Genomic DNA, 14,283 nt, shown 5'->3' with positions numbered 1-14,283 from the left:
CTGCTAGACATCCGCCCGGCCCACTGGTTCGGCCAGCGTCTTCTCAGTCGTCACGAAGCGATTCGTAGAGTGCTTCGAACTCGCTGACCATCCGATCCAATCCGAATCGGTCGACGGCGTCAGCCTGTGCGGCACGCCCGTAGCGCTCGGCTTGCGAGGGGTGTGCCAGCACTCCAGAGATTGCCCCACAGAGCGCGGCTGGGTCGTGAGCCGGGACTAACACGCCGGTTTCGCCGTCGGTGACGAGTTCGTCGTTTCCCGGAATGTCGGTCGCGACGATTGGGACGCCCGCAGCCATGGCTTCGAGCAGCGCGCCGGGAAGCCCCTCCCAGTGCGAGGGGAACGCAAAGAGGTCGAGGTCGGCGAGGACGTTCGGCACGTCGTCGCGCGTCCCGAGGAAGTGAACCGAGTTGGAGACGCCGCGGTCGACCGCGAGGTCGGCGAACTCGTCGCGGAGGACGCCGTCACCGACGAGGACGAGGTGCGCGTCGGGATGTGCGCGCCGGATGCCGGGCCACGCGTCGATGAGGTCACGCTGGCCTTTTCGCTCGACGAGGCGACTGACGACCCCGACGAGCCGAGCGTCCGCGTCGAGTCCGAGTTCGGCGCGGAGCCCCGCCGGTTCGGCGTCGGTGAACGTGGTGAGGTCGCGGCCGTTGTGGACGACACCGACGCGCTCGGGATTCGCTCCGCGCGCCACGTAGGCGTCCGCCCCGGCGTTCGAGTTCGAGATGATGCGGTCGGAGAGCGGGATGAGCGCAGTGTCGATGGCTCGAATCACCGGGTTCGAGATGTTCTGGAGTCCTCGTGCGCCCGTGACGATTGTCGTCTTCGGGGCGACGAGGCCGACGAGACGGGCGATGGTGTTGTCGTAGAAGAGGAACGACTGGACGATATCGGGCTGTTCGCGACGGACGGCGCGGACGAATCGAAGCGGTGCGCGGACGTAGTCGAGGGGGTTGCTCCCGCCCTCGACGAACGCGGCGTCGTCGGCCCGGGTCTGTGCGCCGAGTCCCAGCGTTCGAATCGGAACCGCCGGGTCGACCGTGTCGGCGAGCCTGTTTTCGTCGAACAGCGTCCAGATGGTCGGGTCGTACCGCTCTCTGTCGAGTCCGTTGACGAGGTCCACGAGCGTGCGCTCTGCCCCCCCGACGGTCAGTGCACCGATGAAGTACCAGATTTCGAGTCGGTCGTCGGGTCGCTCTCGTCTGGTCGCTTCGACCGGTGTCGCCGCCGGTCGTCGCTCTGTCTCGTACTCTGGGGGTGTGTCGGTGCTCATAGTTGTCTGCTGCCGGTCGGCTTCTGCTCTACTCTTGCCCGTCGTTCGGGATAGTTACGCGATTCGTACCGGTCCCCAAGTGCGACTGCTACCGGCACTGAGGAGGCTGTTTACGGCGGTAGCCGACGGCTTACTAACGCCCCACTCGACCAATCGACGCCTGTCAATGCACGTCGTTCAAGTCAACCACCTCCACCGCCCCTCGCTCGGCGGGTTGGAGAACTACAGCCACCGCCTCGCCGAGTCACTCCGGGCAGGTGGGCACGCTGTCGACGTCGTCACGACCGACATGAGCCTCGCCAACGACCGGAGTCCACTCGGCCCGGAATCCGGGGTGACGTACTGTAAGACGACGGCGACGGTGATGCGCAACCCGCTTTCTCTCGAACTGTTTCGCGTCGTTCGCCAGCACGACGCGGACGTCTATCACCTCCACAGTCCGTGGTACCTCTCGTCGCTCGCCGCCACGCTCGCGCTTCCGAAAGACGCGCCGACGGTGATGACGATTCACGGGTTCCAACCGATGGGGGGACTCGTCGCCAAGGCAGTCGAGTTCGCGTATCGCCCCTTCGCACAGTTCATCTTCGACCGAATGGACCGGATTATCGTCCTCGGTGCGGCCGAAAAGCGGCGACTCCTCCGCGAGTACCGCGTTCCCGAGGAGAAGGTCGTCGTCATCCCCAACGGTATCCATCCCGACGAACACGACGTCCCGGAATCGACTGTCGAAGCGTTCCGCGAAACGCACGGCATCGACCCGTCACGACCGACGATTCTCTTCGTCGGGCGATTGGTCGAACTCAAGAATCCCGACGTGCTCGTCGACACCGTCGTCGACGAACTCGCGGACCTCGACGTGAACGTCGTCGTCGTCGGCCACGGTGAGGAGTCCTTCGTCGCCGACTTGCAGGCGCGGGCGGACGACCGATTCCACTTCCTCTCGAACCTCCCGTTCGAGGAGTTGCAGGCTGCCTACCACGCCGCCGACGTGTTCGTCTCGTTGTCCCGCTCGGAGGGGCTTCCGACGGTCGTTCTCGAAGCGATGAACGCCCGGCTTCCGGTCGTCACGACCCCTGCAGGGGCGCTCGCAGACGTCATCCAGGACGGAACCCACGGGGCGGTGCTCAACATTCCACCCTCGCGGGCGCAACTCGCAACGGCGCTCAGACGGTACGTCGAGGACGATGTCCTCCGAGCCACCGTCGGTGAGCGAAACCGGGCCTACGTCCGCGACCAGTTCGATTGGGACGTCGTCGCCGCCGACATCGTCTCTCTGTACGAAGCCGTGTTGGACGACGGTCATCGACCTCCGGTCGAGGACCGCCAGCCAACGCTCGAACACGTCGAGGACGCCACGCACGGAGACGCCCCGCTCTCCGATGGCGGCGTCGACGTGTCCTCGAATCGGCCCGACTAGGTTCTACCTTTCTTTCTTCTCGCACTCACGGCCCGAGACGTATCTATCTCGGTACACGCATCCATCTCGTCACTGTGGCGGTTCCTGTGTTCCTCCTCCCGGTATTGTGACTGTCGTGTCGTCGCCCGCTACGAAGGGACTCTCGACGCTCAAAATAATTGATTTTTGAATAGTGTATGTTCCGACTCTCAAGAGTGTATTGAATACCTGAAATTCAGAAAAATGCGACAGACATGTTTTCAGTTTATTCGTGAAATTCTGAAGGTAGAGGGTCAATTACGCCGGAATTAATGTGTATTGTAGATGTATGTTTGGGGGGAGTTGCCGCTTAACAAAGGTGGCTCTCACGAAAGATTCTGTCGAGAATATCTATGACTGCCGACACACGACCTCCGGAGAGAGGAGGACAGGGGCGGAACGCCCGATATTTGGGGGGTGACTCACGTGTATCTCGGTAAGACAGTCGCCGTCGTCGTTCCGGGCCACGACGAAGCGAATTTTGTGGGCGACGTCATCGACACCCTGCCGTCGGTCGCAGACAGAGCGTATGTCGTCGACGACTGCTCTAACGACGACACGTGGGAAGTCATTCGCGCCCACGCCGCCCGCGCGAACGCGGCACGTTCGGCGACTCCGAGTGTCGGCGATACCGAAACCGAGTCCGTGCTCCGGAGTGAGTTCGACGACGACTCGCGTACGCCCGCGGAGGCACTCTCTGACGGTGGCGCGCTCACTGGTGACTCCGACGGTGGCGCGCTCACCGGTGACTTCGTCGTCCCAATTCGTCACGAGACGAATCTCGGTCGCGGGGCGGCTGTCAAGACCGGCTACCGTGCAGCCCTCGAAGACGGCATCGACGTCATCGCCGTCATGGACGCGGACGGACAGATGGACCCCGACATCTTCGAAGACATCATCGACCCCGTCGCTCGCGGCGAGGCCGATTACGCCGTCGGCAACCGACTCACCGGTCCCGCTTCCTGGGCAGATATGCCGGGCCACCGGCTGTTCGGGAACGTCATCCTCACGCTCTTGACCCGCATCGCCAGCGGCTACTGGCACATCCTCGACCCGCAAAACGGCTACACCGCAATCTCTGCGGAGGCACTGCGTGCGGTCGACCTCGGTGCACTCTACGACGACTACGGGTTTCTCAACGACCTCCTCGTCAGACTCAACGTCGCCGATATGCCCGTCGTGAACGTTCCGATGCGGGCCCGCTACGGCGACGAGGAGAGCGGAATCGACTACCGGACGTTCGTCCCGAAACTCTCGATGCTCCTGCTCAAGGACTTCCTCTGGCGGCTCTGGCGGAAGTACGTTCCCTCCGGGAATCCCGTCGCTATCTCCTACGTCGTCGGCGCGGTAGTGACGCTTCTCGGCTTCCTCGGCGTCCTTCGCTCGCTCGCGTCGTTCGAGACTCCATCGGGTCGCTCGGTCAAACGTGCGGTTGGTGGTGCTCTCGGCTTGGTGCTCGCCATGGTTCTCGATTCTCAGGAGTCGAAGCGCCGGGGACTTCGCGGGTCGCGGAAGCGACGAGAATAGGCCTCGCTTACGCACGTTTTAGACGACGTTTCAGTGACGACGTTTCGGTGACGGCGTTTCGGTGACGGCGTTTCGGTGACGGCGTTTCGGTGACGACGTTTCGGTGACGGCGTTTCGGTGACGGCGTTTCGGTGACGACGTTTCAGTGACGACGATTCTCCCGCAACCTTCCGCGAACGAGGCGGCCAATCGTCTGTAGTCCCGGTCGGCCGTCGAGGACCCACAGCAACACGACGCTGAGCCCCAACAGTACTTCACCGAACGCAGCGCTCGACAGCGTGAGTCTCGTGAGGAGTGCCACCAGTGACGTGTCTTCGATTGTCGCCAGCGGGACGGGAAGCAACGGCCACGCGAGGAACGTGAGGTTCGCCCAGTCGCCAGCGAGGAGTGGTCTCAGTGCGTCGCCTGCGAGGTGTGACGCGTGGCCGACGGCGAACGCCGCACCCGCCGGGGATTCGTATCGCCGACCGAGACGAATCACGACCAGCGACACCACGACGAGCGCGAACACGGAGTGCATGAGCGACCGACCGTGGGGAAGCACGTCGAGATACCACGCCAGCGGCTTGTCGACGAGGTCCGGGAACTGCGTCCCGAGAGCGAGTGCGATGGCGGCTACCCCCTCCGGCGCGCGGCCAGTCTTGGCTCGCACCGCTGGTGAGTAGAGGAGGTAGCCAAATGCGAGGTGTCCCCACGGCCACATGACTGGTATCTGTCGCCCGAAGGGTATCCACCTTGTGGTCGATTCGTTCAGGAAAATCGACGGGTATGGCGTCTGATGGTGTGAAATTCCGAGGAAGGTACAAGTACCTACGTGACGACATATGTGGTATGGTACCGGGACGTCTCCGATTCGTCTACGCACTGTTGACGTGGACACTGGTCAGCGTCGCGGTTCTCTCGGTTCTCGAACTCGTCGCGCTCGACTTACTGTTCGTCTTCGTCTTCGTCGGACTTCTGTTCATCACGGAGCTCACCGAGCCGGTGAACCACGTCCAGCGCTGGCGGGACCACCTGCGCTGGATAATCCTCGCGGGCTTCCTCGTGTTCGGCTACGTCGTCGTCACTCGGGTGTCCACGATACTGCAGGAAGGAGGGGTGCTATGACGTCTCGTCGCCGGATTCCGAAACTCGCGTTCGTCCTCTACGTCGTCGTCGTCGCCGCGTCACTCGGCGTTGCGGCCGGCACGTCCTCTATCGCGTTCGACGCCTACAACACCGAGTGGGACGGCTCTTCGTCGCTTCGAGGGGTTGCATCCGACTCCGACATCCGGGCACTCACTGTCACGGAACCCGCACAGTACGACCGGGTCGAACCAGTTGGCGCGGTCGCGTTCGTCGGTGCGCCGTCCGACCCGTCACCCGAGCAACTCGCTGCCCTTCGGTCGTTCGTCCGCGCTGGCGGCACGCTCGTCGTCGCCGACGACTACGGAACTGGCGGCAACGCCGTCCTCGAGGGAGTCGGCGCGGACGCGCGCTTCGACGGGCGCGTTCTCAGAGACGAACGCCTGTACTACCGCGACCCTGCGCTTCCAATCGCGCGGAACGTCACGCAGCACAACTTCACGACCGGTGTCGAGGGGCTGACGCTCAACTACGGCACGGCCATCTACGCGGACAGCGCGACGACGCTCGACGAGAACGGGACGCCCGTCGTCGCCGCCAATGGCACGGCAGCACTCCCCGAGAGTCTCACGCCGCTCGTTCGCGCCTCGACGTTCTCGTATCTCGATACCAACGGGGACGGCGAACCGGACCCGCGCGAGCCGATGGCGGCACACCCGGTAGCGACCGTCGAACCCGTGGGTAACGGCCGTGTCGTCGCCGTCTCGGACCCGAGTCTGTTCATCAACGCGATGCTCGACCGACCGGGGAACCGCGCGTTCGCGTCGGCCCTCGTCGAACAGCACGACCGTGTCGTTATCGACCAGACTGGAAGCACGGGGACGCCGGCGCTCGCGGTCGTCGAGCAAGTCGTTCGAACTGACCAGCGCGTTCAGGTCATCCTCGGTGTGGGAGTCGCGCTCGCGATTGGCTTCCTCGCCGCACCGCGTCGGGAGCGACGTCCCGGCTCTGACCGCTCGTGAGTCATTGTCTCTCCCCGCTTTGATGACTCCTGAGACCACTCGATTCTCTCGTTATTGGACAAACAGTTTTGGCCTTTGCCGTTGTTACTACTGTCATGACTGACGTTTCCGAAATTTACCACGCGCTGGCCGAAGAAATGGAAACAGTTCTCGTCGGAAACGCAGCTGTGGTCGAGGGACTGACCATCGCACTCCTGACCGGAGGTCACGTCCTCATCGAGGGCGTCCCGGGCGTGGCGAAGACGACTATCGCTGCGTCGTTCGCCCGAGCGACCGGCCTCGACACCCGCCGTATCCAACTCACGCCTGACGTGCTCCCCGCCGACCTCACGGGGACGAAAGTGTACCGCGAACAGACGGGCACCTTCGAGATTCAGAAGGGACCAGTGTTCACGAACGTCGTCGTCGCCGACGAAATCAACCGGGCGACGCCGAAGACGCAGTCGGCGCTCCTCGAAGCGATGCAGGAGGGGACGGTCACTATCGAGGGCGACACGCTGGCGCTCCCGGACCCGTTCCTCGTCGTCGCCACCCAGAACCCCATCGAGATGGAGGGGACCTTCGAACTGCCGAAGGCGCAACGCGACCGCTTCCAACTCAAGTACATCGTCGACCTCCCGTCGGACGACGAAGAGCACACGATTCTCGACCGGTTCGACGCCGACCCGGACCTCAGCCCGCTCCGCATCCAGCAGGTCATCACGATGAACGAACTCGAATCGGCCCGCAACGCGGTCGACGAGGTGTTCGTCGACGACGACGTGAAACAGTACATCGTCGACCTCGTGACCGAAACGCGCGAACACCCAGCGGTAGCCTACGGCGCGTCGCCGCGTGCCTCGATTGGCCTCCTCACTGCGTCCAAGGCCCGTGCCGCCCTCCACGGACGCGATTACGTCACCCCGGACGACGTGAAAGCGCTCGCCAAGCCGACCGTCGCCCACCGTATCGTCCTTCGGCCCGATGCGGTCTTCGGCGACGTCGACGAACGCGGCGTCGTCGACGAGGTCGTCGAATCCGTCTCCCCGCCCGGTGTGGCCGACACGGCGGACGAAGCCTCCGGCGTCGCCGACGGCGGCACCGACGAGTAAGGCCGCTTGCGTCTCGGACACTCGTTCTCACCCAAGATTCAATGCACTTAACGTCAATCTTTATTCATGAAAATCGGTGTACTCGGTGCCGGAAAGGTGGGTGCAACAGCAGCGCAACTGTTCGTGGAGGTGGGCCACGAGGTGGCGATTGCGAACCGAAGCGGTCCGGACTCGTTGGCCGACCTCGCGGAGAACCTGCCGCGAATCTCGCCCGTCGAACCTGCACGTGCGGTCGAGTTCGGCGAGCTCGTTCTCCTCGCTATTCCGTTTCGAGAGCGCGAGACGCTCCCGGACGCTGAGCTGTTCGACGGCCGCATCGTCGTCGACGCGATGAATCCGTACACCGAAGACTACCACGTGATGGACCTCGGCGACGACACGTCGTCGGAACTCGTCGCCGAGCAACTGCCGGGTGCACGTGTCGTCAAGGCGTTCAACACCATGTACTGGGAGACGCTTCGGGACAGAGGGCATCCCGAACTCCCCGAGTCGGAACGGTTCGCTCTCTTCCTCGCGGGCGACGACCCCGAAGCGAAAGCAGTCGTCGCCGACCTCGTCAGAGACATCGGCTTCGGGCCGGTCGACACGGGAAGTCTCGCGGACGGCGGCGCACTCCAAGAGCCAGGCTCCGTGTTCTATCATCGGGAGATTTCGACGGCAGAAGCACGAGAAAAAGTACGGCAGTTGTCGATTTCGCGGTAGTCTACGCGGCCAACTCGCTGGTCTCTGTTCCGGCCCGACGCTCGTCTTGCGTCGTTTTCGGGTCCCACCGGCAGACGAACACTGGTTCTTCGGTGTCGGTCTCTACAGTGAGTGTCACCTCGGTACCGAGTGCCCGTGCGAGGGCGCTCGCGACGAGCGACCCGACCGGGTGGTCGAGCAGTTCAGCGTCTTCGAGCGCGCTTCCCGACACCGAGACCGAGACTCTGCCAGCGTCGATATCTGCGTCGATTTCGACGTCGTTTGCGAGTTCGAACCCTTCGACAAGCGCATCCGGGAGTCGTTCGACTATCTCGTCTGCGTCGAGCAGGGGAACGTCTTCGTCTCTGTCGAGGGCGACGAGAAGCGCCCCGCCACTCGGCGGCAACGAGACGCCGCGGTTCCGCTCGTCTTCGGTGACGACGAACACGTCGTGGAGCGCCGGCGGCGACGGAACCTCGTACTCCCTGTGTTGCGGGATGTAGAGCCGAACGTCGGCAATCTCCGGTCGCTCGCTCGGTGTCGGGACGTACACCGTCGTTCGGTGCAGTCCGAGGTCGGAGACGAGTTCTTCGACCGTGGCGGCGTGGGCCGCCCGGAGGTGGCTGGCTGTCGGTGCGGCGACGATGTCTGTCGGCACCAGCGAGACCATCAACAGCGACGCGAAGAGACCGACCCCACCGAGACCGAAGAGGACGGTCTGCGAGGTGGGAAGGTACCAGCCCGCCACGAACGACAAGACGCCGACCACGGCGAATCCGAGCGCGACACGTCGGTATCTGACCTGTCTGAGTTCTCTGGTCTCCGCTCTGAGACGCTGGTTTTCGGCCTCCAGTTCGTCGATTCGTGCGGCGAGCGATGCAACGTCTGATTCGGTGACGGCTGTCTCAGAGTCGAATGTGTGCATAGTTAGGTCCCTCCGACGACGGTGTACTGCGAGAGCACACCGAGTGCGAGTCCGCCGGCGGTCACGACCGCGACCGCTGCTGCCATGGTTCCGTACGGAACGGCGACGAACACGACGCTGAGCCCCACGAGCGCAAACCCGAGGGCGATGGGGACGGTTCGCCGAGCCTGGCCGGCGTCTTCGAGGTCACCGACGACCAGTCCGAGCAGCGCGACTTCCGCGCCCAGAAAGCCCGTGGCCGTCGTCGGGACGAGTGCGACGAGGAGCACCTGTCCGACGACGAACGCGTAGGGTGCCGACAAGAGGAACGACGCCAGTGCGACGGCCAGCGCCATGATGACGCCGAGTGGTCCAATCGAGACCCACGCGGCGACGGCGAACCCCCCGATGGCCGCCGCCTCGACGGTCGAGATGCGCATCATTGCACCTCCGCGACGTTCGTCTCTGTGTCGGCATCGCCGCGCCCGGCGGTCGAGTGCTCGCCGACTGCCGACTGCGGTCCCGCGTCGCCTTCGCCTTCGGACGTCTCGATGCTGTGTCCGGGTGCAACCTCGTAGGCCCAGACGTTCGGCATTCCGGCGAGTTGCGCGCGGACGCGCTCGAACTCGTCGAGGCGGTCCTGCGTTAGCCGTCCATCGAACCGCGCCGTGGGCGTCAGGAACACGAGGACGCGACTTCCGAAGCGCCGGGCGGCAGTCACCGCCTCGACGAGCGCCGTCCGGTCGGCGTCGTCGGTGCAGATGACGGTCAGCGAGTCCCCGCCAGCGACGCTCCCGTGACGGACGATTGCTCGGTACAGCGGGTCGTTTGCAACCGCGCTCGCGTACGGTGCGCGCGCTTGGAAGAACGGTTCGAGCTGGCGGGCGAACGGCGACTGCTCAGTTTCCAGCGCCAACGCGGCAGCGCGCGCGCTTCCGGGCGACCGAGGAGACTGACTCGTCTGGGACCCGCTTTCGCTGCCGGCTTCGAACAACTTCTCACGGACTTGTTTGTAGTGGCTGGCGGCGCTCCCGGGTTCGAGCATCGTCGGCCGACCGTCGTCGCTGACGACGGTCAGGCCGAGTGGCTCGGAGACGTTTCGTGACCGCTGGAGGAACGACAGTGCGACCTCACGGAGGTACGCGAGCTTTGTGCCGCCGGTCTCACCGGCAGACAGCCTCGCGCGCGCGTCGAAGACGACCATCACCGACGGGTTCGTCTCGGCTTCGAACTCGCGGATGTGGAGCGACCCGCGCCGCGCGGTGGCTTTCCACTCGATGTGATTCGTGGGGTCGCCGGGTTTGTACTCCCGGATGTCGGCGACTTCGGTCCCCTGTCCAGCGAGCCACGGTTTCGAGACGCCGAGCGGGACGAACCTGTCGGACCGCCCGCCACGCACGAGAACGTCTGTCGCTCGCGCGGGGTCCACGTCGACGACGACGCTGTCGCCCATCGTCGTCTCGACTGAGAACAATCCGGCTGCATCCTCGACGACGACACGCGCGGGCGGCAGTTCGTAGCGCCCGGCGACGCGCCACGTGACGTCGAACGAGAGCGACCCGTCCGTCGCCGGCGATTCGAGTAACATGGTCGATTCGGCATCGGCCGCCGCACCGACGGGGACGTCCGGCTCGATACTGACGACTGCCGACACCGGCCGCGGGAGCTTCGCAGAGACGGTCACTGACAGCGGTTTGCCGGCCGGCGTCGTCCGACGCTCCGGGGTGAACTCGACGTCGAGACCCGACACTGCGATGCCGGCGGCGCGGACGAAGGCGTACTGCCGACTGACGAGCCACGCTAGCGGGCCCACGGCTGCGACGAGTAGCGCGGGTCGCTCGAATGCGACCGCCCCCGCTCCCGAGAGAATGGCAAGTGTGGCCACACCCCAGAACCGTCTTGTTAGCTTCACTCGAATGTACAACGTTAGCAAACGAGTTTAAGTTGTTGGTGAGGTAGATGGTCCGCCGACCAATCTGGTCGCGTTTCGGACGTGTCGCACCGACTGATTTTTGCTGTAAGCACACGTATTGTGAACAATGTCCACGGACGCGAGCCTACAGTTTCGACCGCCCGCGTTCTTACGGGGGTTCCCCGCCGACCTGACCATCCTCGTCGTGGTGGTCGTCGCTACGTGGGTCGCGATGGTCCTCCCAGATGAACCCGTAGCGGTAGCGATTCGCGGCCTCCTGGCCGTTGCATTTGTCCTCCTCGCGCCGGGGTACGCCCTCGTCTCTGCGCTGTATCCCGCGGCCCCCGATACGGATCAGCCGGTGGATTCGCGGGAGGACCCCGACAACGCCGAGCGACTGACGTTCGCCATCGGGACGAGTATCGTCGTGGCTCCGCTCGTCGCGCTCGGCATTCACTTCTCGCCGTTTGTACTCTCCTTGGGGTCGGTGCTCGTCTCGTTGTCTGTGGTGACGCTCTCCGCGACAGTCGTCGCAGCAGCGCGCCGCGCCTCACTGCCCGGTGACGAACGGTACGAGTCCCCGGAGATTCTCACGGACCCCTTCCAGAACCGGGCCATTCGCCCGGTCGACGTGATTGTCGCGGTCGCGGTCCTTGGTGCCGGTGCGAGCCTCGCGTACGCGGCCGCGGAGCCCCGCGTCGGAGAATCGTTCAGTGAATTCTACCTCCTCGCCGAGGCCGAAGACGGGACGCTCATCGCCGACAACTACCCGTCGCAGTTCGAACTCGGCGAGTCGAAGCCGATGGTCGTCGGTATCGAAAACCGCGAGGGGTCCCAACAGGCCTACACCGTCGTCGTGCTGTTGCAAGACGTAGACGACGAGGGAGTCGTGACGGAACAGCGCGAACTCGACCGCTTCCGGGCGAACCTCGAAGACGACGAGACGTGGCGACTCGAACACGAGGTGTCGCCGTCGTTCACCGGCCGCAACCTTCGTCTGACGTACCTGCTGTACTACAACGACCCGCCGGCCGACCCGACGTTCGAGAACGCCGACGACCACGTCCACGTCTGGGTCACTGTCAGCGAACCCACGATGGAGGCCTGACACGTGCGACCACTGGTCCTCGCAGTTGCCTTCCTCCTCCTCGCTTCGGCGGTCTCGCCAGCAGTCGCATTCGCTGACCTCGGCGGTGAGGTCGCAGTCGGTGGAGCTCCGATAGCTGAACAGGTCGATGGCGAGACGAACGAGACGGGAATGCAAAACGCGACGAACGAGACGAACGCGTCGTCGCCACCGCGACATCTCGACCCCGACGAGGCGGTCGGCCAGGGCAACGTGTCGTCCGTCGAGGCGTATCTCGTGGCTGCGCTGGGTGAGCGCTTAAAATCGAGTGCAGAAGCCCTCTCGGACGACGACTACCAACGCGCACGCGAGATTCTCGGTCCCGAGTACGACACACTTCTCGACCGGTACGAACTCATCGCGAGCGACCGCGACCTCGATACGACCGGCACGAGCCTCGTCGACACTCGTGAGGGGCAACTCGAATACATCGAGACCGTCCAGGAGTACGACCGAACGTACCAGCGCTACCTTGAGGCGAAGGCCGCGGGCAACGAGGACCGTGCGCGAACCCTCGCGCGCGAACTAGACGAACTCGCCGGCGAAGCGGCGGAGTCGCGCACTCGCCTCGAAGCGAACTACACCGAGGTGGAGTCGACAGGCGGCGTCCAACTCGACGTCGGGCGGGAGCGTCTCGAAACTGTCAGCACGTCGGTCGAACAGGACCAAGAGCAAGTCCGAGACGCGGAGTTCAGACGGACACAAATCGAGGCACAAAGTAGGGCTGTCGCGGGGTCGTTCGCCGACCCGTTCCCGATTACCGGCCGCGTGACCGAGACAGACGGCGAACCGCTTGGAGACGCCTCGCTCAACATCACTGTCGGGGCGCAGTCCACGCGCGTCGTGACCGACGCCGACGGGTCGTTCAGTCTCGACTACCGACCGACGATGGTCGGAACTGGCCCGCAGAACGTCTCGGTCTCGTACGTTCCCGACCCGAACTCCTCGTACCTCGGGTCGACGGCGGTACTCTCGCTGCGAATCGAGCAGTCGACACCCGCGTTCACTGTCGACGCCGCGCCCACACAGACGGCCTACGGGGAGACCGTCCGCGTCGAAGGTGTAATGTTCGTCAACGAGACTCCCGCGCCGAATGCGACAGTCGCGCTCTCCATCGACGGTCGAACCCGTGCCCGGAACGTCACGGACGAAAACGGCCGGTTCGTCTTCGAACTCGACTTGCCGGGTGACGTCGCACCGGGTGACAGACAACTTCGCGTCGAAATCCCCGCCGAAGAACGGGCACTCGCCCCGGTCAACGTCACCAGCCCCGTCGTAGTCGAGACGACTGCTACGTCCGTCCGGCTGGCGAACGTCGCCCCCACCGACGAGGGAGTCCGTGTCACGGGAGCGTTCCGGACTGCCGACCAAACGCCGATTTCGAACGTCACGCTCGACGTGCGGGTCGACGGAACGAGCGTCGAACGGATTCGGACTGACGAGCAGGGCCGGTTCGCGACCACGCTCGCACTGGACGACGAGCAACGTGAAAACGGGTCTGTCACCGTCTCTGTCGCGTACCCCGGTCGCGGGTCGAACCTGCTGGCAGCAGAAAGCGAGTCGGTCGCTGTCGAACTCGGAGTGGTGTCGCCTGCCCGCCCCGCCATCCCGGCACCGGCCCTTCCCGCGGTGCCACTCCCGGGTGGTCAGTCGGTCACGGTGCAGGAACAGTTGCTGGTCGGTGACGTCATTGTGCCGACCGGCGCAGTCGCGCTCGGCGCTGTCGTGGTCGTCGTCCTCGGCGGCCTCGTCGCGCTCCGACGTATCGGAACCGTCGCAGACGGCGTCGGCGTGGCACCCTCGCCCGTCGCCGGTCGCGCTCGCGTCGGTGGCAGTCGCGGTGCTGTATCCTCGACGGGTCAGTCGGCGCTCTCACCGCGGGAACTCCTTCGCCTCGCACGCGAACGACTCGGTGACGACCCGGCAGGTGCCACAGAACGCGCGTACATCGCGACCCGCCGTCGACTCCGGGACGCCGCCCCCGGGTCGGATTCGGAGACACACACCGAGTTCTACGAGAGCGTTCGGGACGGCATCGCCGACTCCGACATGCTTCGTTCGTTGACCGAGTGGTACGAACGAGCCGCGTTCAGTCCGCGCGCGCCGTCACACGAGGAGGCGACCACTGCTGTCGGAACCGCAGAAGCACTCATCAAGGCGGAGGAAGGCTCACAGTCAGGGGACGAATCGGCTGACGACAGCGATACGAAACAGTCGTCCCGGCCTGAGTGACCGGCATCG

Annotated in this window: 13 protein-coding genes; 8 read left to right on the top strand and 5 right to left on the bottom strand. The window is 64.6% G+C overall.

Going from position 1 to position 14,283, the window contains the following annotated elements:
- Positions 1–43 precede the first annotated feature (43 nt).
- Positions 44–1,279 (bottom strand): glycosyltransferase, encoded by a 1,236-nt coding sequence (locus tag KU306_RS17800; protein ID WP_258303799.1) that lies wholly within the window; start codon positions 1,277–1,279, stop codon positions 44–46.
- A gap of 166 nt (positions 1,280–1,445) precedes the next feature.
- On the opposite strand from KU306_RS17800, the gene KU306_RS17795 reads away from it, so the two are divergent.
- Both KU306_RS17795 and KU306_RS17790 read left to right on the top strand, forming a co-directional pair.
- Positions 1,446–2,696, top strand: a complete 1,251-nt coding sequence (locus tag KU306_RS17795) for a glycosyltransferase family 4 protein (protein WP_258303798.1) — start codon at positions 1,446–1,448, stop codon at positions 2,694–2,696.
- A 444-nt stretch (positions 2,697–3,140) separates the two neighbouring features.
- A complete protein-coding gene (locus KU306_RS17790) occupies positions 3,141–4,241 on the top strand; it encodes a glycosyltransferase family 2 protein (RefSeq protein WP_258303797.1) in 1,101 nt (366 codons plus the stop codon).
- A 142-nt stretch (positions 4,242–4,383) separates the two neighbouring features.
- Here the strand turns inward: KU306_RS17790 and KU306_RS17785 are convergent, their stop codons facing one another.
- Positions 4,384–4,944, bottom strand: a complete 561-nt coding sequence (locus tag KU306_RS17785; RefSeq protein WP_258303796.1) for a metal-dependent hydrolase — start codon at positions 4,942–4,944, stop codon at positions 4,384–4,386.
- A 128-nt stretch (positions 4,945–5,072) separates the two neighbouring features.
- Here KU306_RS17785 and KU306_RS17780 point away from each other — a divergent pair, with 128 nt between their 5' ends.
- The 4 genes from KU306_RS17780 to KU306_RS17765 all read left to right on the top strand — a co-directional run bounded on the left by KU306_RS17780 (position 5,073) and on the right by KU306_RS17765 (position 8,121).
- A complete protein-coding gene (locus tag KU306_RS17780) occupies positions 5,073–5,348 on the top strand; it encodes a DUF8044 family membrane protein (protein ID WP_007541165.1) in 276 nt (91 codons plus the stop codon).
- On the top strand, positions 5,345–6,328 hold the full coding sequence (locus KU306_RS17775) for a DUF4350 domain-containing protein (RefSeq protein WP_258303795.1): 984 nt from the start codon (positions 5,345–5,347) through the stop codon (positions 6,326–6,328). Before KU306_RS17780 ends, KU306_RS17775 begins: the two co-directional genes overlap by 4 nt.
- Before the next feature lie 95 nt (positions 6,329–6,423).
- The gene (locus KU306_RS17770; protein ID WP_007541162.1) at positions 6,424–7,419 is read left to right on the top strand and encodes an AAA family ATPase; all 996 of its coding nucleotides are present in this window, start codon (positions 6,424–6,426) and stop codon (positions 7,417–7,419) included.
- Between the two features lie 66 nt (positions 7,420–7,485).
- Positions 7,486–8,121: an NADPH-dependent F420 reductase gene (locus KU306_RS17765; protein WP_007541160.1), complete on the top strand. Its 636-nt coding sequence runs from the start codon at positions 7,486–7,488 to the stop codon at positions 8,119–8,121.
- Between the two features lies 1 nt (position 8,122).
- Here KU306_RS17765 and KU306_RS17760 read toward each other — a convergent pair whose 3' ends face one another.
- From KU306_RS17760 to KU306_RS17750, 3 genes are read right to left on the bottom strand one after another with little or no spacing between them, the layout of a single operon-like run.
- Positions 8,123–9,025, bottom strand: coding sequence for a bZIP transcription factor (locus KU306_RS17760; protein WP_007541158.1), 903 nt, complete (start codon positions 9,023–9,025; stop codon positions 8,123–8,125).
- A 2-nt stretch (positions 9,026–9,027) separates the two neighbouring features.
- Positions 9,028–9,447 carry a DUF8163 family membrane protein gene (locus KU306_RS17755; protein WP_258303794.1) on the bottom strand — a complete coding sequence of 140 codons (420 nt, stop codon included), beginning with the start codon at positions 9,445–9,447 and terminating at the stop codon, positions 9,028–9,030.
- Complete coding sequence (locus KU306_RS17750; protein ID WP_258303793.1) at positions 9,444–10,889, bottom strand: DUF58 domain-containing protein; 1,446 nt, start codon at positions 10,887–10,889, stop codon at positions 9,444–9,446. Before KU306_RS17750 ends, KU306_RS17755 begins: the two co-directional genes overlap by 4 nt.
- A 154-nt stretch (positions 10,890–11,043) precedes the next feature.
- Here KU306_RS17750 and KU306_RS17745 point away from each other — a divergent pair, with 154 nt between their 5' ends.
- Together KU306_RS17745 and KU306_RS17740 are read left to right on the top strand one after the other, a co-directional pair.
- A complete protein-coding gene (locus tag KU306_RS17745; protein ID WP_258303792.1) occupies positions 11,044–12,024 on the top strand; it encodes a DUF1616 domain-containing protein in 981 nt (326 codons plus the stop codon).
- A 3-nt stretch (positions 12,025–12,027) separates the two neighbouring features.
- A complete protein-coding gene (locus tag KU306_RS17740; RefSeq protein ID WP_258303791.1) occupies positions 12,028–14,274 on the top strand; it encodes a DUF4129 domain-containing protein in 2,247 nt (748 codons plus the stop codon).
- Positions 14,275–14,283: the final 9 nt, after the last annotated feature.

Source organism: Haloferax larsenii (genome assembly GCF_024730625.1).
In the GTDB taxonomy this organism is placed as follows: domain Archaea; phylum Halobacteriota; class Halobacteria; order Halobacteriales; family Haloferacaceae; genus Haloferax; species Haloferax larsenii.
Note: the sequence above shows the minus strand (reverse complement) of the source record. Positions and strands in the feature narration are given on the sequence as shown.